Here is a 23,807-nt window from a genome sequence, read left to right on the forward strand (position 1 = left end):
AGGGATGCCTCCCATCTACATCTCTCTGGAGCTGCTTTTGTACTCTTTAGGCGAAACACCAACATGCTTCCGAAAAGAGAAGCTGAAGTAGTTGGGCTCGGCATAGCCTACTTTTTCGGCAATTTCAAACGTTTTCAAATCGGTTGTGCGCAGCAGCTCTTTGGCCGCTTCCATCCGAATATACATCAGGTAATTGACGAAGGTCATCTTCGTTTCTTTTTTAAAAATGCCGCTAAAATAGCCTGTGCTAATATGCAGATGACTGCACACCTTATTGATCGAGATGTCGCTATCCTGGTAATGAGCCTGCGTATACTCCTTGGCCTTATCGACCAAAGACTTGTAAGAGGATTGGCGCTCGCTGACAATGCTGGTCATGATTCTCCCGCATAGTCCCAGAATCCACTGCTTCGCTTCATGGGCATTCGTAAATTTATGAATATCGGCAAAAGGATTGAAAGCGTTACCAAGGATCGAGTCCAGATCGGCGTTCGAATCTTTGGCCGCCTTCAAAATCGCCGTCAGCATTTCCAGCAGGTAAATCTGATAATCCTGGAACGAGACCGGCGTGTCGGCTATGCCGTGAAACAATTCATCTAGCAGCTCCTTCATTTCTTGATTCGTTCCGACCTTCATGCATCGGATAAGCGCGTGCTCCTTCAGTTCATCGAATCGCAGCTTCTCCACTTGGCGGGTCTCTACATCATCAATGCAGATGATCCGGTTATTGCCGAGCAGCGGCCGGTAATCCAGCGCAAGAATGGCGTCACTGTAAGAGTAGCTTATCACGGTGATATCGGATACGACCGTCCCGACTCCGATAGTGACGGACAGCTTCAAATACTTCTCTATGCTTTGGCGTATTTCCTCAAGAGCAGATAATGATCGTTTCATCACGACGCTCGGGTCCTGTTCCTCAGTGGCGGTCAGCAGCACAAGATTCCCGTTATGCAGGAAGACAATGCCTGCTTGATGCTTCTGCACAATTTCCTCGGAAATATTTAATATCGCGAACAATTTCAGTTCATTGTCCTTGGAGTATTTCAACGATTGGGGAGCCATGCCTGCTTCCTCGCCCTGCATTTCCGGGTTGTCCATACTAAGCACAGAGACCAGGAATACTTCCCCTTTCAGATCCACGTTATAATTGAGCGCTTTCTCTTCAATTTCCCCTTTTGGGAGCTTGCGGTGAATGAGCGAGCCCAAGAAAACTTCCCGCAGCACCGGTAGGCTTTGCCTATAATGCTCCTGCAGTGTATACACGTTTTCCTTACGGGCAATTTCCTCGTCAATGAGCTGCTTGATCTTGATCAGAGCTTGAATAAGCTCTTGCGCGGAAAAGGGCTTGAGTACATACTCGTCGATATGCATTTTGATCGCCTTTTGCGCATATTCGAATTCATCATAGCCCGTCAAAATAATAATTTTTGTCGTCGGATATTTGCTGCGTATCCATTCCGATAGCTGCATGCCGTCCATGAAAGGCATCCGGATATCGGTAACGACAACATCGGGCATCCATCTCTCGATTTGCTCCATCGCTTCTTTGCCGTTCTCAGCCGTATCCACTACTTCAAAGCCATAGTGAGCCCAATCAATCTCTCGAACAACGCTTTCCCTTACTTCCTGTTCATCCTCTGCCAGTATAAGCTTGTACATATTCGCTTTTTCTCGCCTCCAGATGGATCATATACAAATATTTTTCATTTCCGTAATAACTTGGTGATAATACTGTATCAGAGTTTGATTTCCTTTGAAAGTATTTCGGTTAGCCTATTCAGTCCAAGCCTGTTTAAGAAGCTTGCACTTCTGGATCGGGCAGACCTATGATGGTAATATGTAATATCAAATGTTGTCCAATGTCAGAGAGGAGCTTCGTTTAATTGATGGTCCTAACAGCCAAAAGCTTGCGTACCGTTATTGTCCTGCTCATAGGGGTTATCTTTGTGGCGTTGGCGGGATATGTCTACCTGCTGCACGGTACCCCTGCAAGTCCTGAGACGTTGATGATTCGGCAGATCAGCTTGGACCAAGGAAGGCTGCAGCTTAGCGGTACGACAAGCAGCAGTGCGGCAGGTTACAGCGGTTACTCCTACACGATAGAGGACGGAAAGCTGTATATCAGACTGCGCTACAGTCTGCTAAGCTCATCTGGAGATTTCGCCATCGATATGCCTACCAAGGAAGCCACTATCCGAAACGTCTATTTGCAGGGGAGCTCTTCCGATGATGTTCGACTCTTATGGAGCGAATAGAATTACGGTTAATATGCAGCAAAAAACGGGTGCGGCAGGAGCCACGCTCCTAATCGCATCCCGTTCTATCCTTACCTTACCATCAGCGACCTGAGCTGGATGGATCTTTAGCTGCGCTTACATTTTTCAACACGTTAATCATGAAAACAACGATTCCGATTGAGGTCAGGGTGCCTCCAATAGCGATGACAGGCTCTGTGTTGGCTATACCGCTCACAAGGATAAAAAGTCCGATCATCATAATCGGGAGGCCAATGTTATGAAGCCAAAAATGAATTTTGCCTAGGACGGATTCCGCGCTTTTTGGAAATACATGGTACACAAAACCAGATAAAGCAAGTGAGACCCAACCAAGCAAATTAATGTGAGCATGCACGGATGCAAAATCAAACTTGTGAGATATGGACATGAACATCCCCAAACAAATCCCCACGACAAAATAAATTGAAGCGATCTTAATGAGCTTTGCTCCCACGCTCAATTCCCCTCTCCTTCATCGGATACTTTATCTTATTAAGAGGGAGAAGGTTTATGCCTGCCTATCATTTCTTTTTCTTCTTAATCTTTTCGGCAGTTTTCATAACCGAATCGATTTCCTTCTGTGCCTTCTCAAGGTCCTTGAACATCTTCTGGATCTTCTTGTTCTCCATCATAAATTTCAGTCCCTCTTTAAACGTATGATTCACAGACATGCACCCTTTCGTTGTATTCGTCCTATTATGTTATGGACAAACAACGAGATCGGCTTCCGCAGCTGCCGCTTTATCAGCAATTTTCGTACTGCTTAAACGCAGCTGCTTGGCCTGCATACCGCCCGGAAGCGTCGCGTAAATTCCACACAATGGCCTCTTTTATATAAAATCTTCTTCCCGTGCTCGAAATGCGGATACCGGTATAGTTGTCCACATAGCCCTTCTCGGCAACCGCCTTCAAAAAGCGGTCGCGCTCCGACCGTTCCATCGCTTCCGCCGTATATCTCGACGGTGTCCGGCTAAACGTATCCCAGTCCATCTCCCACAGCATTAAAGCCGCACGATTGCCGAAATTCAATATCGGATCCGACTCCGTTCCGTGGGATAGAACCACTATATCCGAATTGAACAGCTGCTCCGCCAAGCCCACTCCTTCATGTATTTCAAATAAGTCCTTTCCCAGCAATTGCCGATAGCTGTTAAGGATTAGTGCCGCATGGTCCTCACCCGCTCCGATTCCGTGAGTTGGCCTTTGGATGTTATTCATATGTACTGCCTCCTGATATAAAGGGTATTGAGTTCATTGGCTCTTGAAGGTTTTTGCTTTATCCAATACATTCCCACCTTTATGCTTCCCTGCGGTCTGTATTCTGGACTACTGATTATTAGCATCGAACAAATTAGGTTTTATTGCAAGAGCTGCTGCAATTTTAATTAAGGAAAGTGAAATTGGCGTTACAAACGGAAATATTGAAATCCATGGATCCGTTTGGTTTCCGCATCCTCCGCCCTGCCATACCGAGATTGATCTTTATATAATACTGAGAAAGATGTCGGCTCTTTTACTGAGTAGAGTCCATTTAGGTAAAAGACATAGGAGTGAGCCAAATGAAATGGAATGACTGTACAGGTTACTACAAGGCATACATTAGCATGGGAGCAACTTGTCAAACCGCATATCAGCTAAGAAGACTCGGTTTGCGGAAATTTGCCGGCCCTTTAGATTGGTTTGTTTCGGGAACGGTCGACAATGTAGCTCCTCTGATCCGAAATCGCTTTAACGGATTTATGGAATTGGACCAGCTCCAGCTTCTCGGTACGGATATGGATTGTTACATCGTTAGAGATGACAAGTATGATATCGTTTCTTATCACGATTTCCCACGCAGCCTGCCAGCATTCCGCTGGACAGATGCTTATCCCGATTTTAAACAAAAGATCGATCGGCGGATAAAAGCATTTTTCTCAGCAGCAAAGAGCAAGCCAATCTGCTTGATCAGAACCCAAACGACTAAACCGGAAGCGGAGCAGCTTCTTGCAGCCCTAAATAAGGTCATGGCGGGTAAATTTCGACTTTTAATAGTGAATAATAGGAATGATTTACATGAGGTAAAATACGAGGATTGGGGGATACAGGGGGTTTGCTCCGTATCTGTGCCCAGTGGGGCAGATTGGAGAGGATCCAACCAGGCATGGGACCAAATCATGCGAGGATTCAAGCTACGACCCTGAATGAATTCGAGCCATCTCGTGTTCGCTATGAGTGAATTATGACGGTTGCAAATTGGTCTCGAAAAGTCAGCATTAACATGTGGAACTCCTCCTTTTGACTTGATCAAAATGTAATTTCGTCCCTGTCGATAAAAATAATTTTAAACAATCCGCCATATAAGGTATACTTCCACTATAGCCAATTTTGTCATGGGGGTAGAAGAAATGAGTCAACAAGAAAATATCGGCGGATTGGGCCGTCATTACTTGCAAGCGGAATCATACGGCGCCGCCGCGTTTTGTTTTTACCGTGCCATTCTAGAGGATCGGGCTAACAGCAATGCGTGGAACGGTCTGATTCTGGCTCTGAGCCTCATGCGAAAAGAACATGATGCACAAACGATGTTGGCGCGTTATGCGCTTCATCATGAAATTCTTGAGTTCGATCGCGATTTAATTACGTTCTCCATGATGCTCTGGCAGCAAAACCCAGGCGCATTAGGCGAGTGGATTGTGTTGATCTCCCAAATGAAAGGGGTCAGCGCTTCGGATAAAGAGCTGTTCACCCAAATGGGTGAAGATTTGAAGAACGCGCATGAAGAGCTTGTTAGCCAACACGGCCTTGAAACGCTTCAAGAGCAAGGACTTTTAAACCTTGGGGAGTACGCTGCGCGCCGCATTGAGCTCGATTGGCTGCTTGAAGAATCGATCGATTCGATCTACGAACACATCAAGAAGTGGCTGGAAGACCCTGAAGCTGTGCTGACTGGTGTAAGGCTGCTCTGTATGCTCCCTGATCCGCGAAGTGAGAAATTGCTCCGCAGAGTATGCCGCAATGAAGAAATAGACGGCAAAGTCAGAACTCATGCCCTGCTCGCACTTCGCTGGCTAGGAGTCCGCGGCAATGCAAAAATAAATAAATTTGACGAATCGTTCGTCATTAATTTGGACAACCCGGAACCGGAATTAACGGTTTCCGTACCTGCGGCGTTCAAGCCCGCACTGGATCGGATGAAGCTGTGGATGGCTAAGGAGCAAGGAGTCATTACCGAGTTCGAATACGAAAGCCATGCTTCAAATGATGACTTGGAGGTACCTGAATTGTTGGCTGCCAAGCTGGAAAAAGCCGATGTGCCAAGCGTCCTTCAAGAAGTCGCTCATGCACTAATCCGTGCAGCCTATGACAAATACTACCCTCTTGTACCAGGAATTAAAGGAACCCGTCAATGGAGCGCAGCTCTCCTCATGCTCATCAAGGAGTATGTTGAAAGCACAGAGGAGAAATGGCCCTACGGCGAACCGGAGCAAGATGAAACAGCTATCCGCCATCGTAACTGGCTCCTGAGCGGCAGCCCGAATTATGTGGATACAATGAAAATTTAATTTACCTCATGGTAATGAAGGGGACAGCCGATCGGCTGTCCCCTTTGATTTCCCCCTATAGGCTGTATCTCAACACTAAGGCAAGGAAGCAAAACCAGGTTCCTTCTGAGGACCTGAATGCGGCCAATCTCCGAGCCAGTACAAGGTTCCGTCCTCCGCAGCTAAGAAATGATAGAAGTAGGTTCTACCTTCAATGAAATAGTGATACAAGCTGGACGCATCACGAAGACGAATGCTGGGAGGCAGATGAGTATCTATCGGTACACTACTCCCCTGCTCATAGATGTGCCCCTCCTTATCCACCTCGGCTCCTCCGGTTAGGCTTGAAGCGTGCCGTCCTGTAGGACTGAGCTTGATGGATGCCGTTGGACCTATCTCGTCAGCTTGGTGACTCAACTTTAGCTCCAAGTCATACACCTGATTGTCCTCGTCAAGCACTTTACCGATATAACCGATACCGTCAAAGAAAACATAGTGGATGGGGGACCACTGTTTGACTGCGGCCGGTATCTCCACCTTTTCCATGATGATAGCACCGTTCTCGGTTCGCTGGTTGTAATACAGCTCCCCTTTATCCGTTAGAACGAACGGGATGGGACTTCCGAACACTCGGGCTGCCTTCCCTTCCGGCATCAGCTCGAAGTTGAGCTCCTTTGCCTGATGCAGCTCATGCATGTTCCCCTCTCCAAGGAACACACGACCGTCGGACATAGCAATCAAGACCCCGCCCGTGACCGATGATGCATCAACGATAGGTGCATCAGCTTTCAGCACCCTGCACGGCTTGGAATCCTCAGAGTCCGCGACAAGCAGCCTTCCGTCAGCCGTCAAAGCTGCAAAATGTCCCAGCGCTCCGAACGCTTTAGTTATGTTTTGATCCAGAACGACAGGTTTGGCCGCTCCCTCATAGGACAATGCCCATAAATCGCCATGGGTGACCGCCAATAATCGGTCTTCAAAAAGGAACATAGCGTCTACGTCCGGCCACGTTCCGAACGGCTGTGGGTCCGCGGCATATATGGGCAGACGACCGAGCTGACCGTACATATTGGAACCCATGGTTAGCACATAGCCGTCGTTCGTCAGCGCCAGAAGGTGATCCGTGCCTGCTGCGATAGCCTTAATATCGGTCAATCCGTCGATCTGCCTCGCATGGTTCGGCTCTATCCGTTGACCTTCTGTTTGCAATAGATTCGAGCTCTCCCCCCAAGCCCACACCGTACCGTCCACTCTTAGCGCTATTACTGTATTCTGGGAAGCCGTCATTTGCAGGAAAGCTTGCTGGACGTTCATAGGCTCTATCTGCCTCTCACCGTTGATAAGGAACCAATCCCCCCTTTCCGATAATACAAAGGCGGGGAAATCGTTCGACATGGTCGTTTCAATCTGCCTTGCTTTAACACCCTCGGGCAAAGCGAGTGTTAAGGTCTCGTTCGTTAACAAATTATCGAAGGGACTCTTAGCCAGTCTGAGCCTGCCTTCCTTATCTAAAGCCAGTGTGATAAATGGGCTCGCCTTAATACTGCTTATATTATTAAGTCCGTCTATTTTCGTAATGGTTGGAATGCTATCCGATCCGAATAAGGAATATAGCCAAAGGCTTCCGTCCCGCCCTATCACATAGACGGATGAATCCACTGCTTGCGCTAAAGAAGACGCTATGGGGAGCCCATCTATTTTTCGAGGCCCCTTCTCTGCATTCATGTCATAGATCTCTCCGCTCTTCAATAATGCAAAGCGGCCCTCTAATTGAACAGCGGGTTCCGTTAGGCCGCTCACCTTCTGTGGGAAGCCGTTGGGCCTGCTTTTATTGCCCCATTCGGTTACGCCCCATCGATACACCGTCCCGTCCTCCTTCAACGCATAAGAGGAGCCGTATTCACTGCCATAGCCTGCCCCGTCGAAAACGTAGCCGACCGATATTTGCTTGATCTCTCCAAGCCTTTGGCGTACAGGCTGTTCGACAGGAGTATAGCCTGAGGGCATTTCAATATCGGGAAACCATTTCATCTCCGGAGGACAAGCTGTGTACTGAAATGGAAGCGACTTGGAGGTCGGGAGAGGAAGGGATTCAAGCTGTTTTCCGGTATCTTGAGGCGCCGGAACAGTTGAAAGAATTGCTGAAGCTGTTTGTATCGGAACTGGCTGCAATGACGTACGGGAGACTGCAAAATGCCCGTGGGGGTCCGCAACGATCCTCAGTAGTCCCAAGCCAGCTATGGCGAGCAGCCCAATCAATACGATAAAAGCAGCCGCATATTTATAACGCGTAATAAATTTAAAAGCCTCGCGAAACATAGAATCACCTCATGGTAATTACTGGATAATTACTCATACGCAAGGAGGATCCAAAATGTTGCGCTTAGGATGGATCAGATGAACCTTTTATTCTCACTCCAAAAAATAACAAGGCGCCAAACGCTTGTCGCGTCGGCACCTTGTCATTTAACCTTTATAGCATTCAATCATTCCATTATTCAATGTAATCCATCCGATTGACAGCAAAAAGCGCTCATTCCGACTTATCGAAGCAGCGTTCCCCATTCAAATAATAGCTGTCCTCCCGGTAGGTCGTAAAAGCAATTTCGACTTCCGGAATGCCAATAGCTTTCACATGATCGGCAACGGACTTGGCAAAGCGGTCTCGAACCTCAATCCCTCGTTCGAACCAAGTTACCTCAATAAAAGGGTACGTATCCACTACGCTCCCGTTAAAAACAGATGTTGTTTGCAGGCAATCGATAACGAAGTTATCCGTCCCGCATTCACAAATGGATGCTAGTTCCTCAACCAAAGATGTACTGATTTTACACATTTGTTCGGCTGTGATTCCTCTAACGATAAGCTGCGGCATAGTGAAGCTCCCTTGTTTTAGTTGTAGTGTACCGCGTCCCAAACCATGAAGCAAGTGGCTTCAGGCCTCCATATCCCTCAAGGCAGCTGAATGTGTCGTTCCTTCTCGTTGAAGTGAATCTTCAGTCTCGCTTCGTATTAAACTTGACCCCGCAAACGGATCTCTTTCAATCGCCCAGGGAAATCGGTAATAATACCGGATACCCCTAAATCAATGAGCGCTTGCAAATCCTTCTCGTCATTGGCTGTATATGGATATACTTGAATGCCAGCTTGATCAGCCTTCACCATATCTTCTTTATCCAATATACGGTAATCAGGATGAAGGGAATATACATCGACCCCCAGCGTTTTTGCATAAGCTACAGGGTCAGCCAATTTCAGCTGATACAGCAGACCGATTTTGACCTTAGGCTCCAAACGCTTGATTTCGCACAAGCATTTGTGGTCAAAGGAAGAAACCACGACCTGATCGAACAAGTTGCGTTCTCGAAGAAACTCCACGAGCTTCCGATCCATCTTCCCATCGTAAGTATTCTTGACTTCTACGTTAATCATAATGGAATCGGGAACAAGATCGAATACTTCGCCTAACGTTGGAACCTTCTCCCCCCGATACGCCTCAGAATGCCAAGAACCGGCGTCCAAAGTTTTGATCTCCGCCAGGGTCTTGTTGATAATTTTGCCTTGCCCGTCCGTCGTACGGTTGAGTGTTTCATCGTGACATACAATGATTTCTCCGTCTGCAGACAAGTGAACATCGAGTTCAATAGCTTGACAGCCCTGCTCTACTCCTAACTGGAAAGCACCCAGTGTATTTTCGGGTGCTAGCCCCTTGGCCCCGCGATGAGCAATAATAATCGGTTTGTCGTTTTGCATAAGATTGATTCCTTTCCCGTCATCATAGACGTAAGAATTGGCTTCTGAGAACGCAAAAAAACACATAAACTGCTTAATCCATTGATTAAACAATCCATGTGTATCTCTCCATGTCTCCTACACAATTATCAACTTGTCGTCACTATACTACTTCTAACCTTATGAAATGTCAACCGTTATTTCCCAACATGGCTAGCTCCGAAGCGGCCTATCGTAGCTCTCCTAAAACGCTCCCTCCAAAGAGGTTCTCCAGGAATGGATTCGAACAGCCGCTCCGCCTTATCATAGTAAAGAGATTGAATGATTCGCGCATATTCCAGACAGCCGGAATCGGCAATCGTTATGAGAGAAGCCTGCTTGTGCTGCTGTATAAAGGCTTCCGGGTCCTGCTCCCCTTCATAATATTGAATCAGCTCTGGGAAGCTGTCTCGTGCTTGAGCAAGCATACATAAAATAGGCAGCGTCCTCTTCCTCTGCAGCAAATCGTTTCCCATATTGAACTGCATCAAATTGTTCACGTCATTGTCGATTTGTGCTATGACTCCCAAGTAATAAGCGAGGTCATCTATTCTCTCTGTGATCTCAGATGAAGATTCTGTCAATGAGTAACCTAAATAACACGCCAATCGAATAAGCGATCCCGATTTTTGCTGCACCATGCTGAAATAATCCTCTTCATCAGAAATATTAACGAGGGGATTCAAGTCTTTCTGCTGACCGTTAACAGCGAATAGGACCAATTGGCTGACCTCAGTAGTGAGCAGCGGAGCTGTATGGCTTATATGCAGCTGAAGCTGCCCTACCTCATTCATAAATGCCATGAGGAACGCAAGCACCGCATTCAAGGTGAACGATTCCGGGCATTGCATCCATATCCTATACGCTTTGTCCCGATCCTGCAAATCGTCTACAATATCAAGCGTCAGCATAATGAGCTCCGTCACTGCAGCAGCTCTGGTAATATGACGCGACTGCCCCCCAAGCATCCTATGGCTGCTTTCCGTTAGCTCGGCCCAGACGCTGTCTCCCTCCGCTCTTGCTGCTATGAAAGATTTCATCCGTCTGGGCACAACGATCGACGATTGCATCCATCTCGTTCAACACGTCTCGGTTCAAGCTACTCCCCCCGGTTCGAATCGGTATAATATGGGCTTTGCACAAACTGCTCCAATGCCTGCACCTTGGATTTGACACCCATCTTGCCGTAAATTTTTTTTAAATAATTGTCTACCGACCGTTTGCTCACATAGATTTCATTGGCAATCTGTTCGTGCGTAGCCCCTTTGACCAGCATGGACATAATTTGCACCTCATCCTCCGTCAGTACAAATTCCTGTGCAGGCAGTCCCGTCACCAGCCTCATATTGTGGTACAGCGACAACGGCAGCACCGTACAATTATCCATAACGCACCGCACCATATGCTGCACGACGCTCTCGCTGGATTCTTTGGAAATAATGCCGCTAACCCCGATATCAAGCAAATGATTATACATTTCTGCTACGTCAATCCCCGTAAAAATAACGACATGCGTGTCTGGATAACGGGCCTTGATCTCCTTGGCTATACTGCTGCCGAACTGGTCGGGCAAATGGTAGTCGAGAAACACAATCTCCGGGTGATGGGTTTCTACAAAATCGAGGCATGTGGCTCCGCTTCCGACCATTCCTATAACTTCAATCCCGGTTATTTGCTCCAGAATCCCTTTAGTTGCCTTCGCCATTACCGGATGATCGTCAACGACAAGCACTCTCATTGAGCCATTCATGCGGTCAGCACCTCCTTTAATGGTACGGTAATCCAAATTTGAAGCCCTTTCCCTCTGCTTGTCCGGAAATCCATCTGACCATCCAAATACAGAACACGGCTCTTCATTTGCTCCATTCCCGTACCCGATGCTCCGATCTCCAGCTCCTCTTCACTCACTTTGTATGCATTAAAGCCAATCCCGTCATCTTCATAGATCAGCATAATGTGATCGTTCTCTTGGATCATCGTCATACTGACCTTAGTTGCCTGCGAATGCTTCTTCGCATTGTTAATCAGCTCCTGAATGATGCGAAAAAAATGGCGTTTTGAGTCCATATCCCATGATTCTATCCGCTCTGTACCCCTGGCATTAAATTCCAACTGAAACGGACAGAACGAGCTCTCGGTTTCAATGATCTTATTAATCGTTCGAATCAATCCGATTTCATACAGCAGATGCGGATGCAGCTCGAAACAGCTTTGACGAAGGTTCGTATTAATAATTTCCACGTAATCAATGATGCTCCTCATCCGTTCCATGTCTTCCTTTGGAAATGCAAGCTTGTCCACAATCGAGCTGAATCTTTTCTTGAGGAAAAATAAATCCTGCATAGTCGTATCATGCAGATCGGTTGCAATGCGCCTGCGCTCAGCCTCCTGAAGCTCGAACATTAATTTGCGGAACCAGATAAAATCTTGCGAAGCATCCTCGTTAGGAATTTGAGCGACCAACCGCTGAAGCTTCATGTGCAGCTTACTGATCAAATGCATGTTTTCCAGACTAACAGCGAGATACGATATAATCAGGTTCAACCATTGAACCTCCTCCATCCCAAGAAACGTGTTGTTCCGTTTTCTGGCAATGATCAAATAGCTTGTGTATTCTTCATGCCGATTTATTTCAAAACGCCGTAAGGACGAATGCTCTGCGGAGTCCGACGATATCAGCCGCTCTACTTCCGCGGTCTCGATGTCCCCTTCCAAAACGGTCTCCATCCTATCTTTATATTTAAATATGATAGCCGCTCCAAACACCTGCAGCGTATTTACGATATCTACGAGAATAATATCTTTCAGCTCACGGAAGCTTGAGATGGATTGCAGATTGACGGCGATCTTTTTCAATGCATTTTGCAAATGGTATTTTCTTGGGAACATCACCGCTTCCAGCTTCGTCGTAAAATATTCTAGTGAATACATAACGAAGGAAAGCAGCATTAAAATAAAGATGAAGCTGAGCAGCAAATGATGTATCGTCGCTGCCTGTTGAAATATGACGATGACGGCTATCAGGATTACAATTACGCAGGCAGGAAGGATAGAAATGACGGTCGTAAATACGAACCGACGCAGGACCAAGTCGATATCATACAATTGTTTGGACAAAATCAAGTAAGTGAAGGTTATTGGAAAGAACAAGACGAACCATGAGGTATATAAAAAACTAATCCCGTCTTCACCCATAAACTGTGGGACAAACGACAAGAAGGCAAACGGGAAAAAGGAAACGGCTAACGCCCACCAAATCGTTTTAATAATCGTAGATAAGTAGGAGACCTCGTTGCGAAATTTCATAGACACATAGGCAAGAAAGAAGAAGTTAAGCAGCAGACCGAACAAAAAGAACGAGATAACAAACTGAATACTATATTGATAGAAAAAGAATGCCTTCGGTGTGCTGAAGCTCAATACAGGCAGGAACAAGATTGCGACAGTACTATACAAATACCGCAAAAATCGGAATGGAAACTGAATTTCTCCTTTTTCCTTTATAAACACGATCAAAAAATGTAGAAAAACGACGGGAAGCAGCATCATGAACATACTCATGGATAATTTCCCCGACAAGCCGTAATGAAAATATTTACTCAACCAGCTAGCGATTACATAAGAAAAATCGGTGCTTATGGTCCTTGGATTTGATTTCTGCTATTTTTCATTATTTTAACAAATCATTAAGGGATTGTATATTATGGGCACCTCCCAATATGCAGTCTCTTTTCATTTAAATAACGTTTTTTTTGACGAAAATGCAAAAAATAATGTACAGATATGCAAACATTTTGCACTGATCTGATAACCTTATTATACTATAATTAAAAGTATAAAAATGGTAATTGTGGGGAATTCATGAATAATTTTTTTAGAGCTCACCAGCCTGCTACCCATGCGGCTTTCACAGACGAAGAATGCTTAACCCTTGCCATCCAGACTGTACTGTTCAATAACAAGGAACAGATCCAATCTATCCTGGACTCCCTGTCTAATGAACATTTCCTTCAAGAAATGTCCAAAGAGATTGTACGTAGAGCTCACAAATTTAAACATATTGCCGAATCCGTTTCCAGTGAAATTCATTTGCAGGCCTATGATGTAAAAGGAGAAGCAATGCAATGTATCCAACGCTTAGAGACAAGGAGTTAGTTTTTTGTTATTTGGAAGCCATCCGGTTCAAGCTCGATGAAGAGTTTCTTACCCTGCTGCGCACTGAGATTGAAAACAGGGATTTACCGATTTCACCTGACTCTTCAGAAATGCTTTACATTCGTCAGCAGCAGCAAATCGTCCATACTTAAGGGCGGCTTAACCCGTCCTATCCTCTTTTTTCCTGTACTCTTCTACCTCCGTATTTTTGTTCGAATACTGTACCCCATTCATTGACTCCTAATAAGCGATCCGAAGCTCTCTTTTTTCAACAAGCCTCTTCCTATAACAGGGGGGACTAAGGTATCTCTAGGTAGAGACAGCATTGGGGATAATGTCTCGACTATTTCTAGCGGCTGTCTGACTGCAACAGATTGAGGGAAAAACGGCAAGCTGTGGTGTTTATGGAGAACTTCAAGAAAAAGAGAAAGGGATTCACGAAGAAGGATACGACTCCTCAACGGTATCCCTGTTAGACCTGCTAGATTTTGGGACAGCTGACGTTCCACGTCCAACTGGTATTAAGCTAATCGTCCCTAACAGCTATGTTTATTTCTTAAAGCTGTGACCCAACGAGGTAAGTATACCGTCCATACTGGTGGCGTTTTTTTGTTGGCGGTAAGCATGCAGTCCTTGCTCTCCTTTTTGCTCAGCCCACTTCTTCAACGTTACGCGTTCCCCTGTATAGTCAAAGAACGGTACACTGAAGCCGCAGGAGGTTTTCACAGCATGAATGTGTGCATGAATCATTTGGCGTGCTCCCGGTAACAGATCAAAACGGCCTTCCAGCGCTTCCCATTCCGGCGTATCTGGCAAAAGAGTACGGCCCTTTCCATACAGACGGAGGATCATCGGGGCTCCTTGGAATGCAACGAACATGAAAGTAATTCTCCCGTTATCCAGCAGGTGCGCGCTCGTTTCATTGCCGCTGCCTGTCAAATCCAAATAAGCAACCTCCGTCGGTGATAGGATACGCAGCACATCATGCCCTTTGGGAGATATATTGACGTGCCCATCTTCACTTAGCGGCGCCGATCCAACAAAGAAAATATGCTGCTTACTTATAAATTCCTCATGCTCAGGAAGTATGGATGAATACATGGTCCCCATATGAATCGCCTCTTTCCCAGAATGGAGTTATTCCTTACCATTATGAGCCTAACCCCTAAAAAATGTAAAATAGGAATTAACGATTTGCTTCATAGGAATGGTCTATAGCTTAGACCGTGATATATAAAAGGGACCAGCGAGTCTGTTGAACGATAGCCTGAATGAGAAAGACTTCTTTCAAGGTCTCCTGCTTACGGGTTATCATTAGTACTCAGTAGTCCCTTTATTCTTTCGTTTATGGAATGTGACCTATAGGGTAATTTCCGATAAAATGCCTTCACAGGCAGTGACCAAATCGGTTCCTTTAACAAAAATTTGCAGTCCGCGACGGCCTGCACTGATACTTACTAGCTCTCTCTCCAGCACGGAGCGGTTCATATAAAGAGGGTATTTCTTTTTAACGCCCAAGGGCGAAACACCACCGCGAATGTATCCGGTTAATGTCATAATCTCCTTCACAGGCACCATTTCTACCTTCTTATTTCCGCTTATGGAGGCCAAAGCTTTCAAATCCAGCTCCTTATCTCCAGGGATGCAAGCCATTATGACGCCTGTCTTGTCTCCGCGCAGCACCAAGGTTTTGTACAGCTGCTCAACCGGCAAACCTACTTTTTGCGCGACCGTAGAGACGGCTAGATCTTCCTCATCCCATTCATATTCATGCAGCGTGTAGGATACACTCAGCTTATCCAATATCCGACTCGCATTCGTTTTGGCAGCCATTGCACGATCCACCTCATTTCAACATTAAAATAGCACAAAAACCCTTGCTGAACAAGGGTTCCTGCGGGATACTCCTATTTTTTAGAACGCCCAGTTGCCTTTTCTGAACACAGGCTCAATCGTTCCGTCGGCCAGCTCACCATCAATTTCCAATTCAGCAGAACCGATCATGAAGTCAACATGGGTCATGCTTACGTTAGCTCCGCGCTGAAGAAGCTCTTCTTTAGACATCTTCGTCCCATTTTCCAATGTAAACGGATAGGCGCTGCCTACCGCAAAATGGCAGGAGGCATTCTCATCCACACCCGTGTTGTAGAAGATACGGTTCAGATTGGAGATCGGCGAGTCAAAAGGAACCAGCGCGACTTCCCCAAGGTACTTGGCGCCTTCATCAGTCTCCAGCAAATCCTTAAGATATTCCAAGCCGACTTCCGCTGTATAATCTACGACTTTACCATTCTCAAAACGGAATGAAAAACGGTCTACCAATCTTCCGTTCAAATTCAACGGTTTCGTGCTCTTTACTGTGCCGTTCACACCATCGCGCTTCGGCAGCGTGTACACTTCCTCCGTTGGCATGTTGGCTACAAAAGCGATTCCTTGATCGTTGAGGCTTTCGCCGCCGAACCACAAGTGGCCTTCAGGCAGCTCTACCGATAGATCGGTACCAGGCGCTTTATAGTGCAGTCGTTTGTATTTCTTATTGTTCAGACGCTCTCTCATTCTTTTAAGCGTTTCAATATGCTCTTGCCAAGCAGCTACAGGGTCTTCCTGATCCACTCGGTTGATTTTGAATAAAGTTTCCCACATAGCAGCAACCTGCTCGTCTTCCGGAAGGTCAGCAAACACCTTCGACGCCCATGCTTTCGTAGGAGCTTTGACCAAGCACCAGCTGAAGGCTTTGTTGCGAACATAGCCTTGGAACTTTTGGCGCGCTACAGAAGCAGCTCTAGTAGCTGTTGATACTTTATGCGAATCGATGCCGTTGTACAAATCCGGATTCGGCACCTTGATATTCAAGAGCGCTCCACCGCCTTCAGCCAGCTGCTCCATCATTCTTGCCGTCCATTCCGGATAGAATCCGAAAGATTCATCCTGGGCATACTCAAAGCGGGTACGTGTAACCGCCTCGTCGTCCCAAGCAACCTGAACGTATTTGGCTCCCGCTTGATAGGCCTTTTTCACAATGTAACGGGTTAACGGTGCGACTTCAATCGGTGATTCAATAAACAACACTTGGCCGGGCTGAATGTTAACCCCGATTTTGACAAGAAGATCAGCGTACTTTTCTAAATTGATATCCAACGAATTCATGCGACAGTGCCCCTTTGATCATTTTTATCCATTGGTTAATTATCCGACTTTTAAGAAAAAACATCAAGTTTTATCTTACCACATAGGAAAGTTTAAGTTAACTAAAGCATGATGATGGATCAAAGCGGTCTGTCCACTATATTTCAAAAAACTGTCTAGCCGTCAAGGTCGTCGCCTCCGCTACCTCTTCTGGACGTCTTCCCAAGCAGTTCGACACAGCCTTCACAACATGAGGTAGAAACGCCGGTTCATTGCGTCCGTTTGTAGGCTTCACATCCATGTCTCTCGGAGTCAGAAAAGGAGCGTCCGTTTCCAGCATCAATCGGTCGAGAGGAATGAATTTGACCAGCTCGCGCAGATGCTTCCCCCGTCGTTCATCACAAATCCATCCGGTAATACCGATGTAGAAGCCCATATTCAAATACGTGCGAAGCTCGTATAGATTGCCCGTAAAACAGTGAACGACTGCTTTACCCATCTGGTCCTGATGCTTCTTAAGAAGAGCAACGAAATCGTGATGAGCCTCCCTTTCATGCAGAAATAAAGGCATTCTGAGCTCTGAAGCAAGTGCGATCTGCTCCTCGAACCACTTTTTCTGCACTTCACGCGGGGAGAAATCCCGGTTATAGTCCAAGCCGCATTCCCCAATAGCAACGACATGAGGCAGCGCAGCCAGCTTTTTCAAATCCTTTAAGGTTGTATCATTGCAGCTTTTGGCATCGTGAGGATGGACTCCTGCTGTTGCATACAGCTGGCCCGGGAATCGACCGGCATATCGTGCGGCCTCCAGACTGCTGCGAAGGCTCGTTCCCGTTATGATGATCGGTGATACTCCAACCTTCGCTGCGCGGGCGACGACTTGCTCCCGATCCTCCTGAAACGAACGGTGCAGCAAATTTACACCAATATCAATAGTTTGTGAATTCATCAGATTTCCTCCGGATCTAGGTTGAAATGAACGGCACAACAAGACGCTGGGACGGAATCCGCCAGCCATACCTCATTACCCGCATAGTAGAATACGACTCCTGCTTGCTCTGCTTTTCTTGTGTCGACTGACAGTATGACTAGCTCCCCTCTGCGGCTTCCCGCCATGCTTGCAAAATGAGTTCCTTCGGACAAATGAACATACTGGCGATTCATTGAACGCAGTCCCTCTTGCAGGATGGGAGACAGCGCCTGAGTATTGGTACCATGATATAACACTTGCGGCGGGTTACCTGGGGAGTATTGGACCTTGTCGTGGCTGTGACCGTATCTTGCTCTTATCCGGTCCTCGCGGATTTCGAAACGCTGCTTATCCGAATTGGCAACTACTTGCTCTATATCCTCAGCGGTTACCCAACTCCATCCCGGCTGCGATTGAATGACTCGGATCAATTGTTGAAGTGGACAAGATCCATCCTCTGGATCTAGCCTAAGTCCGAACTCCTCCGGCGTATGCCGAAGCAGCCTGCTCATCAGCTTACTAAGACTTATTTCCGATTTGCGGTTATGCATAATAATCACTTCCTATTGCTTTAACAAATTGAATTATTTTCATTATACCGATTTACAAGGAAAATAATTGGTAAAATTTAAGTATAAACTCCGTTCCTATTTTCAAAACCACGGTTTTAGCCTTTACATGTATGAAAAAAGCTGCGAGAAGGATTTCTCCCTCTCGCAGCATTAGGTACATAACTTAGAGCGTTCCACACATAGACTTCCCATTTCGGACAGCACCTTCTTAACACGGTCCAAGATGGGTTAGGTCAGCTCCCAGCACATTTAACAGCCATTTTTACTCCATTAGTTCGTTTTATTACCCGTCACTTCATTAGTCTAATGCATTTGGACCTACATCAGCGGGGGTCAATATTTTGCGCACAATCGGTGCTGCAGAATATTCATCCGCTCCCACATCATAAGCATCACGCGGCTGCCCATCAAAGTCTTCCGTCACGAAAGGATAGCTGCCTACGGCCGCTCCTATAGCTGGGCTAGCAGCAGACAGCTTTTGCAGTCCATCTACTAGCGTGAATCCCGGATCGACATTCAGAATCTCAGAGGATGAGTGCGGTTCGTTGCTCACAGTGCTTCCATACCCTATATTGCCTTCAAACACCGTATTGGATTGTATTCTTTCGTTGTACAGCGTCCCCTTCGAATTTCTCACAATATTATTGGCAACCCGGCTGTCGACAGGAGGCTTGTCCTTATCGTATTTTCTTCCAATGGTAATTCCGTTCGCACTATCGACAATCGTATTGTTGACTACCAACGCACGGTACACCCGCCAATGCTTGGCCAGATCTCCGCTCGTGTAGTTCGTTCCGTCTGATCCCCCATCGAAGTCGCCGGAATCAATATCTAAAGGAAAATGCGTCAAATTTTGCATGTAGTTGTTGTATACCTTGTGATCATTACCATAAATACGGAAGCCACCTACCCCTGCTTTGACCCCATCCCCAAGGAAGTAATTACCGTAAAAGCTGTTGTTCATTCCGTGGCGCGAGGTGACCTGTCCCTTGTTGTTAAGGAACGTATTGTAGCGAACCGTATTGCTCGAGCTTTTGACCGAAACAATTTCGTCGTCGCTATCGAGATTGTCAAACAAGTTGTATTGTATCGTAGCAAATCCCTCGGTCATAGATGATCCGGACAAGCCTGCACGAATCGTTTCTCCTCCGTTAACGGGCTGAGCGAGCGAATCGTGAAAGTAATTGTATTCAATAACATCATACTTTGACATCACATTGCCCTGAAAAGCAATCATTTGTCCCAAATCGGCCCGAGGTCCGAATTCATTATGATCAATGCGGTTGTGATGACTGGTCGCTCCTTCGAGCGATACCCATTTATATCCACTTTGATTATACGGCTGAGTCAAGGCGAATGTGTTGCCGGTCAGACGAACATGATTGGAGTTAATCATCCTAACTGCCGCAGGAATCGTCGTGGCGTTTTGGATAAATTTCAAACCTTGAATCGTCACAAAAGAAGATTTGTCCACATTTAAATAGCTGCTGCCTGCAATAACAGCCTTCCCTTGATTAGCAGCCTTGATCACGATAGGATTAGTCTCGCTACCATTCTTGCTGACAATAGGAAAAGCAGTATCTGCGTACGTTCCGTCAGCTAGCACAATCATGGTTCCTTCTACGGCCCCGGAGATAGCTGCATTGAGCTCTGCCGGAGTAGAAACATAAATAGCTTGAACAACGTCAAGGTTGGTGCTGTTACCATTTGAAGCCTGGATAGGAGCTACCTGAGCTGGTACTGCCATTCCTACAGAAGGAAAAACCAGCATGCAAGTGCATATGCATTGCAAAACAAACGTCTTTTTACGAGATATCACTATATCCATCCCTTCATTGGCAAGACTATGCAGACCGAGATAATGCTAGATTTTTCCTGCACCTTCTCACTATATTTGGATGCGTTTTCAATTGCAATACTCGAAACCCACTTATTTATGTAAAATGTTCACTTATTATATCCATATAGAAAGAGGCCTTTCCGAGAAGGCCCAGATTGTCGAGAAAATGTCTCCACGAGAAATTGCTATATAGGGAGGTGGAGTATGCCTCGGAAGAGTTTACGTCCGCCTTTGAAATCCGTGAAAATACCAATAATTCTGATCAAATTCACGGATTTCAACAGCGGCTGGAGGGGCATACCCCATCAGAGTATATTGCACTATTTCAAGTTTCACAGGTTTCTCGGCAAGCTTAGTCCTTCCTAGGAAGGACTCTCCCATACCTCCGTCAAAGCCGATCTGAACAGCTCATCGAGCTGTTCATCCCGATTTGTCGCGGTGTCACTCATTCGTCCAGCGGACTGCTCGAAATATTCGATCTGCTGCTCAAGGAATACGTTGATGGGTTCGATTCTCGGTTCAAGGTCAAGCTCTTCTCCGGATTTTTTACGTATCAGCAGCGACTGAATAGCCAGCTCCAGATCCGTACCTTCTGGAATAAGCGCTTTAACCAAAATATCGAACTCCATCGGCGGCATCGTTCCAACCTTCTCAATCCACAGACAGGCCAAAATCGGCCGCAGCACGTAAAAATACTTTTTGATCTTGACCCGTTCTCCCTGAAGGTAGTCGCGATAGTTGCGTTTGGCCATATGAAGATAGTGATACATACAAGATTTTGGCGAAAAAGAAAGCGGGGATAACCCGCGGATTTGATCGGCTATCGAATACTTCTCGTAATAGATGATAGGCGATTGCAGCCATTCGAGCAGCGGCGGGTTCGATTTGCGGAACAGGTTCAACGCCTTCTTCAAATCCCATCCGTTAATGTCGAGAGTACTGCTGATCGGCCGCTCGATGACATCTCTTTTGTCAAATATCGATAAATACCAATCGATAGGACGGATATAAATAAAACGAACATCATAGTCGCTGTCTTTGGACGGGAACCCCCATGCTCGACTCCCGGATTCACAGGCGAATAAAATACGCACCTGCTCTTTTTGTTCTATGAGCTGAAGCTCTTTATTGATTAGCTGTCTAAAATGGGAATCGATCAACCTTTTCCCCCTCCTGTCCGATATAGCTATTAGGATTCGTTTCCAGTATGCCCCTTCGAATGCCTCTTAAGGCTTACGCTTTACAAGTCCTATCATCGCCTATTCTGAGGTTTGCGAACATGGCGAAAGTATGACGATATGATTTTTTTCCATTTTCACCCTAACGCTCCCCTGTTACAATGATAAGAACAGCTTGATGACGGAGGATGATCATGGCCAGAGAAAGCTTTGATAAAGAAATCCAGTTTTTGCGCATGCTTGTGCTGACGAGCGGAGCTTACAGCAGGCAGCAGTTCGCTGAGCGTCTTGGCATTTCCGTTCATACCTATGATAAAACGATACGGCGTCTCAAAGAGATTGTTCATACGGTGTATCAGCAGCTTCCACAGGAGCAGAGCAAAGAATTCGCCGAAACGCTGCGTTTTAATTATTACGAATCCGCGGATCCGATGCTGCTGTTTCTATACAGAGCAAAATCACTTAAGGACTCCGAAACCTACAGGCTTTCCCTGCTTCTTACAGCGATGCAGCAAGAACCTATGACCGCCATGGCATTGCTCGACAGGTGCAATGAACAAATGCCGGCAGATTTGCCCCTTCCGGATGAAAAAACGCTTCGGTCCGACCTCAAATATTTAGAGGAAGTCGGGGTCATACGCAGAGAAGCTGGAGGACGCCCATATCGTTACAGGTTGCAGGACGATTTGCTGCAGGAGCTGTCGTACGATGAGCTCATCGATCTGTATGACTTTGCCGATGTTATGTCCAACACCCAGGTTCCTTCCGTGCAGGGCTATTTACTGCGGGACATGTTGAAAAAAGCGTTGATGCAATCCGAAACAGAGTCCGCTTTTATCACGCCGTTTTTATATAAGTATCATTATCCTTCGCGTATTCTTGACGAAGCTCATTTCCATACACTGCTTCAAGCAATACGGCAGCGCCGTCTGGTTAGCTTCCTGTACTTTTCACCTAAGACCCACAAAAGCTATGCCTCCAAAAATACAAATCCGCTATTCGAGCGGGAAACCTCAGGAAAGCAACAACTGCTGCTGCCTGTCAAGGTCGTCTACGATCATCAGTACGGAAGATGGTACTTGCTCGGCTCCACCGCGCAGTTCGGAGTGAAGAAATACCGGATGGAAGGGATCACGCAGATTGAGGAAGGCGAAGCCGTGTCCGAGGAGCTTTTTGCCACTAAGCAGAAGGCATTGGAGGAACAAATCCAATACAGCTGGCTTATCGATACGGGGCGCCGTGTAATGGTGCGGGCCCGATTCTATCATCCGGAAAACTCTAAGAGCAATTTTGTTAAGGAGCGTGTTCTTCTCCAAGGTCAGTGGGGACGCATTACGGAGGAGGACGACAATTCGTTCGTATACGAAATCGAGGTGAACGGGACGACGGAAATCAAGCCGTGGCTGCGCAGCTTCGGGTCCAGCTGTGAAGTATTGGAGCCGTCGCACTTTCGTAAGGAAATGATCGAGGAATGGAAGGAGATCCTGACCTACTATGAATCTTTTTGAGAAAATGTTTAATTACCAGATCATATCCCGTTTAGAGGATTCCGGTACGTTCACCGTTACTGCGCACGAGCGAGTATGGCTAAAAAAAATGCTGGAGCATCCGTCTGCTCCCGATGCCTTCGCACCTTCCACTATGGAAAAGCTGCGGGCTATGCTGGAGCACGAAACAGGATATGATTTTGCCAATGCATTTATTGAGAAAGCCCGAAATGTCGAGAAGCAAGTATACCATCCGCTGCTCCGCTTGCTGCGACGGGTCATCATGAACCGGAATGCACTTACAATAACGTTTCAGGTCAAAGACGGCCGCTCCTTCAGCGAACAGAGGGGTTTTCCTTTTAAGCTGGAATATTCGATGGTCAAACGAGAATGGTATTTGCTGTGGCATCATTTAGGAAAACGAGCTTTCATGTCCACCAAGCTCCAGAATATTGTGTCCATAACCGAAGAACCGTTCCCTGCTGACGAGGCGACCCGTTTGACCGAAAGGATAGCCAGCATTTTGGAGACCAGGAAAGACACCGCGCTAATCGAAGTCGTACAGGCTTATAACAAGGAGCTGTCGCGGATTTTATATGCCTTTTCCTGCTTTGATAAGGAAGTTTCTTACGATGCGGACACCGATACATACCGTATTGCGCTTACATTCCTTGGGGATGAGAGTGAGACGATTTTATCCAAAATCCGTTTTCTCGGCAAAAGGGTTCGCGTGATCGAAAGCGGCAAGCTGCAGCGGCGTATGCTCGAAACAGCGACGAAGGCGTTGGAGCGTTATCAGCAGCTGGAGAAGCCGGATGCTGAGGCTCCGTTATGAATGCGGTTCGCAGGAGAAATAACAGCGCTATTAGAGTTAACGGGACGAAATTTAGTATTGAGATTCGGAAAGG

At 46.5% G+C, this 23,807-nt stretch carries 24 protein-coding genes; 6 read left to right on the forward strand and 18 right to left on the reverse strand.

Features of this window, described 5'->3' with window-relative positions:
- Nucleotides 1-15: 15 nt before the first annotated feature.
- Nucleotides 16-1,659 (reverse strand): response regulator transcription factor, encoded by a 1,644-nt coding sequence (locus tag QMA13_RS30605; protein ID WP_282937419.1) that lies wholly within the window; start codon nucleotides 1,657-1,659, stop codon nucleotides 16-18.
- 224 nt (nucleotides 1,660-1,883) lie between these two features.
- On the opposite strand from QMA13_RS30605, the gene QMA13_RS30610 reads away from it, so the two are divergent.
- Complete coding sequence (locus QMA13_RS30610; RefSeq protein WP_282937420.1) at nucleotides 1,884-2,255, forward strand: hypothetical protein; 372 nt, start codon at nucleotides 1,884-1,886, stop codon at nucleotides 2,253-2,255.
- A gap of 82 nt (nucleotides 2,256-2,337) precedes the next feature.
- Here QMA13_RS30610 and QMA13_RS30615 read toward each other — a convergent pair whose 3' ends face one another.
- The 3 genes from QMA13_RS30615 to QMA13_RS30625 form a co-directional block, all read right to left on the reverse strand.
- Complete coding sequence (locus tag QMA13_RS30615; protein WP_282937421.1) at nucleotides 2,338-2,730, reverse strand: cytochrome-c oxidase; 393 nt, start codon at nucleotides 2,728-2,730, stop codon at nucleotides 2,338-2,340.
- Nucleotides 2,731-2,797: 67 nt separating this feature from the next.
- Nucleotides 2,798-2,941, reverse strand: a complete 144-nt coding sequence (locus QMA13_RS30620; RefSeq protein ID WP_282937422.1) for a hypothetical protein — start codon at nucleotides 2,939-2,941, stop codon at nucleotides 2,798-2,800.
- 79 nt (nucleotides 2,942-3,020) lie between these two features.
- A complete protein-coding gene (locus QMA13_RS30625; protein WP_282937423.1) occupies nucleotides 3,021-3,494 on the reverse strand; it encodes an MEKHLA domain-containing protein in 474 nt (157 codons plus the stop codon).
- A gap of 341 nt (nucleotides 3,495-3,835) precedes the next feature.
- On the opposite strand from QMA13_RS30625, the gene QMA13_RS30630 reads away from it, so the two are divergent.
- Both QMA13_RS30630 and QMA13_RS30635 read left to right on the forward strand, forming a co-directional pair.
- Nucleotides 3,836-4,459, forward strand: a complete 624-nt coding sequence (locus tag QMA13_RS30630; protein WP_282937424.1) for a DUF1796 family putative cysteine peptidase — start codon at nucleotides 3,836-3,838, stop codon at nucleotides 4,457-4,459.
- A 204-nt stretch (nucleotides 4,460-4,663) separates the two neighbouring features.
- A complete protein-coding gene (locus QMA13_RS30635; RefSeq protein ID WP_282937425.1) occupies nucleotides 4,664-5,821 on the forward strand; it encodes a HEAT repeat domain-containing protein in 1,158 nt (385 codons plus the stop codon).
- A gap of 75 nt (nucleotides 5,822-5,896) precedes the next feature.
- Here QMA13_RS30635 and QMA13_RS30640 read toward each other — a convergent pair whose 3' ends face one another.
- From QMA13_RS30640 to QMA13_RS30670, 7 genes are all read right to left on the reverse strand, one after another.
- Nucleotides 5,897-8,119: an RCC1 domain-containing protein gene (locus QMA13_RS30640; RefSeq protein ID WP_282937426.1), complete on the reverse strand. Its 2,223-nt coding sequence runs from the start codon at nucleotides 8,117-8,119 to the stop codon at nucleotides 5,897-5,899.
- 214 nt (nucleotides 8,120-8,333) lie between these two features.
- A complete protein-coding gene (locus tag QMA13_RS30645; RefSeq protein WP_282943651.1) occupies nucleotides 8,334-8,675 on the reverse strand; it encodes a DUF1904 family protein in 342 nt (113 codons plus the stop codon).
- Nucleotides 8,676-8,812: 137 nt separating this feature from the next.
- On the reverse strand, nucleotides 8,813-9,646 hold the full coding sequence (locus QMA13_RS30650) for a glycerophosphodiester phosphodiesterase (protein ID WP_349254182.1): 834 nt from the start codon (nucleotides 9,644-9,646) through the stop codon (nucleotides 8,813-8,815).
- 83 nt (nucleotides 9,647-9,729) lie between these two features.
- Nucleotides 9,730-10,611: a polyprenyl synthetase family protein gene (locus tag QMA13_RS30655; protein WP_282937427.1), complete on the reverse strand. Its 882-nt coding sequence runs from the start codon at nucleotides 10,609-10,611 to the stop codon at nucleotides 9,730-9,732.
- A 59-nt stretch (nucleotides 10,612-10,670) separates the two neighbouring features.
- Nucleotides 10,671-11,321: a response regulator transcription factor gene (locus tag QMA13_RS30660; protein ID WP_282937428.1), complete on the reverse strand. Its 651-nt coding sequence runs from the start codon at nucleotides 11,319-11,321 to the stop codon at nucleotides 10,671-10,673.
- Nucleotides 11,318-13,132, reverse strand: coding sequence for a sensor histidine kinase (locus QMA13_RS30665; RefSeq protein WP_282937429.1), 1,815 nt, complete (start codon nucleotides 13,130-13,132; stop codon nucleotides 11,318-11,320). The genes QMA13_RS30660 and QMA13_RS30665 overlap by 4 nt, the downstream gene beginning before the upstream one ends.
- 363 nt (nucleotides 13,133-13,495) lie before the next feature.
- Nucleotides 13,496-13,660: a hypothetical protein gene (locus tag QMA13_RS30670; protein WP_282937430.1), complete on the reverse strand. Its 165-nt coding sequence runs from the start codon at nucleotides 13,658-13,660 to the stop codon at nucleotides 13,496-13,498.
- A 35-nt stretch (nucleotides 13,661-13,695) separates the two neighbouring features.
- Between QMA13_RS30670 and sda the strand changes: the two genes are divergently transcribed.
- Nucleotides 13,696-13,878, forward strand: a complete 183-nt coding sequence (gene sda, locus QMA13_RS30675; protein WP_282937431.1) for a sporulation histidine kinase inhibitor Sda — start codon at nucleotides 13,696-13,698, stop codon at nucleotides 13,876-13,878.
- A 397-nt stretch (nucleotides 13,879-14,275) separates the two neighbouring features.
- Here the strand turns inward: sda and QMA13_RS30680 are convergent, their stop codons facing one another.
- The 7 genes from QMA13_RS30680 to QMA13_RS30710 all read right to left on the reverse strand — a co-directional run bounded on the left by QMA13_RS30680 (nucleotide 14,276) and on the right by QMA13_RS30710 (nucleotide 21,394).
- The gene (locus tag QMA13_RS30680) at nucleotides 14,276-14,836 is read right to left on the reverse strand and encodes a pyridoxamine 5'-phosphate oxidase family protein (protein ID WP_282937432.1); all 561 of its coding nucleotides are present in this window, start codon (nucleotides 14,834-14,836) and stop codon (nucleotides 14,276-14,278) included.
- Nucleotides 14,837-15,085: 249 nt separating this feature from the next.
- On the reverse strand, nucleotides 15,086-15,559 hold the full coding sequence (gene ybaK, locus QMA13_RS30685) for a Cys-tRNA(Pro) deacylase (protein WP_282937433.1): 474 nt from the start codon (nucleotides 15,557-15,559) through the stop codon (nucleotides 15,086-15,088).
- 81 nt (nucleotides 15,560-15,640) lie between these two features.
- Nucleotides 15,641-16,873, reverse strand: coding sequence for an aminopeptidase (locus tag QMA13_RS30690; protein WP_282937434.1), 1,233 nt, complete (start codon nucleotides 16,871-16,873; stop codon nucleotides 15,641-15,643).
- A gap of 136 nt (nucleotides 16,874-17,009) precedes the next feature.
- The gene (locus QMA13_RS30695; protein WP_282937435.1) at nucleotides 17,010-17,801 is read right to left on the reverse strand and encodes a TatD family hydrolase; all 792 of its coding nucleotides are present in this window, start codon (nucleotides 17,799-17,801) and stop codon (nucleotides 17,010-17,012) included.
- A complete protein-coding gene (locus QMA13_RS30700; protein ID WP_282937436.1) occupies nucleotides 17,801-18,373 on the reverse strand; it encodes an RNA 2'-phosphotransferase in 573 nt (190 codons plus the stop codon). Before QMA13_RS30700 ends, QMA13_RS30695 begins: the two co-directional genes overlap by 1 nt.
- Before the next feature lie 319 nt (nucleotides 18,374-18,692).
- Nucleotides 18,693-20,141, reverse strand: a complete 1,449-nt coding sequence (locus tag QMA13_RS30705) for a polysaccharide lyase 6 family protein (protein WP_282937437.1) — start codon at nucleotides 20,139-20,141, stop codon at nucleotides 18,693-18,695.
- A 455-nt stretch (nucleotides 20,142-20,596) separates the two neighbouring features.
- Entirely contained in the window at nucleotides 20,597-21,394 is a 798-nt protein-coding gene (locus QMA13_RS30710; RefSeq protein WP_282937438.1) for a nucleotidyltransferase domain-containing protein, read from the reverse strand.
- Nucleotides 21,395-21,606: 212 nt separating this feature from the next.
- Here QMA13_RS30710 and QMA13_RS30715 point away from each other — a divergent pair, with 212 nt between their 5' ends.
- Entirely contained in the window at nucleotides 21,607-22,920 is a 1,314-nt protein-coding gene (locus QMA13_RS30715; protein WP_282937439.1) for a helix-turn-helix transcriptional regulator, read from the forward strand.
- Nucleotides 22,907-23,734 carry a WYL domain-containing protein gene (locus QMA13_RS30720; RefSeq protein WP_282937440.1) on the forward strand — a complete coding sequence of 276 codons (828 nt, stop codon included), beginning with the start codon at nucleotides 22,907-22,909 and terminating at the stop codon, nucleotides 23,732-23,734. The genes QMA13_RS30715 and QMA13_RS30720 overlap by 14 nt, the downstream gene beginning before the upstream one ends.
- The last annotated feature ends 73 nt before the right edge of the window (nucleotides 23,735-23,807 follow it).

This window comes from Paenibacillus sp. RC67 (assembly GCF_030020805.1).
Taxonomy (GTDB): domain Bacteria; phylum Bacillota; class Bacilli; order Paenibacillales; family NBRC-103111; genus Paenibacillus_S.

What these genes read in the sequence shown, in the direction of transcription:
- QMA13_RS30700 (WP_282937436.1), bottom strand. Translation starts at nt 18,373, where the DNA reads ATGCATAACCGCAAATCGGAAATAAGTCTTAGTAAGCTGATGAGCAGG.
- QMA13_RS30640 (WP_282937426.1), bottom strand. Translation starts at nt 8,119, where the DNA reads ATGTTTCGCGAGGCTTTTAAATTTATTACGCGTTATAAATATGCGGCT.
- QMA13_RS30630 (WP_282937424.1), top strand. Translation starts at nt 3,836, where the DNA reads ATGAAATGGAATGACTGTACAGGTTACTACAAGGCATACATTAGCATG.
- QMA13_RS30680 (WP_282937432.1), bottom strand. Translation starts at nt 14,836, where the DNA reads ATGGGGACCATGTATTCATCCATACTTCCTGAGCATGAGGAATTTATA.
- QMA13_RS30720 (WP_282937440.1), top strand. Translation starts at nt 22,907, where the DNA reads ATGAATCTTTTTGAGAAAATGTTTAATTACCAGATCATATCCCGTTTA.
- QMA13_RS30660 (WP_282937428.1), bottom strand. Translation starts at nt 11,321, where the DNA reads ATGAATGGCTCAATGAGAGTGCTTGTCGTTGACGATCATCCGGTAATG.
- QMA13_RS30655 (WP_282937427.1), bottom strand. Translation starts at nt 10,611, where the DNA reads ATGAAATCTTTCATAGCAGCAAGAGCGGAGGGAGACAGCGTCTGGGCC.
- QMA13_RS30695 (WP_282937435.1), bottom strand. Translation starts at nt 17,801, where the DNA reads ATGAATTCACAAACTATTGATATTGGTGTAAATTTGCTGCACCGTTCG.
- QMA13_RS30625 (WP_282937423.1), bottom strand. Translation starts at nt 3,494, where the DNA reads ATGAATAACATCCAAAGGCCAACTCACGGAATCGGAGCGGGTGAGGAC.
- QMA13_RS30705 (WP_282937437.1), bottom strand. Translation starts at nt 20,141, where the DNA reads ATGGCAGTACCAGCTCAGGTAGCTCCTATCCAGGCTTCAAATGGTAAC.
- QMA13_RS30665 (WP_282937429.1), bottom strand. Translation starts at nt 13,132, where the DNA reads ATGAGTATGTTCATGATGCTGCTTCCCGTCGTTTTTCTACATTTTTTG.
- QMA13_RS30605 (WP_282937419.1), bottom strand. Translation starts at nt 1,659, where the DNA reads ATGTACAAGCTTATACTGGCAGAGGATGAACAGGAAGTAAGGGAAAGC.
- QMA13_RS30670 (WP_282937430.1), bottom strand. Translation starts at nt 13,660, where the DNA reads ATGAATTTCACTGGAAACGGATTCGGCAATATGTTTAAATTTGTGAGC.
- ybaK (WP_282937433.1), bottom strand. Translation starts at nt 15,559, where the DNA reads ATGGCTGCCAAAACGAATGCGAGTCGGATATTGGATAAGCTGAGTGTA.
- QMA13_RS30715 (WP_282937439.1), top strand. Translation starts at nt 21,607, where the DNA reads ATGGCCAGAGAAAGCTTTGATAAAGAAATCCAGTTTTTGCGCATGCTT.
- QMA13_RS30635 (WP_282937425.1), top strand. Translation starts at nt 4,664, where the DNA reads ATGAGTCAACAAGAAAATATCGGCGGATTGGGCCGTCATTACTTGCAA.
- sda (WP_282937431.1), top strand. Translation starts at nt 13,696, where the DNA reads ATGTATCCAACGCTTAGAGACAAGGAGTTAGTTTTTTGTTATTTGGAA.
- QMA13_RS30690 (WP_282937434.1), bottom strand. Translation starts at nt 16,873, where the DNA reads ATGAATTCGTTGGATATCAATTTAGAAAAGTACGCTGATCTTCTTGTC.
- QMA13_RS30645 (WP_282943651.1), bottom strand. Translation starts at nt 8,675, where the DNA reads ATGCCGCAGCTTATCGTTAGAGGAATCACAGCCGAACAAATGTGTAAA.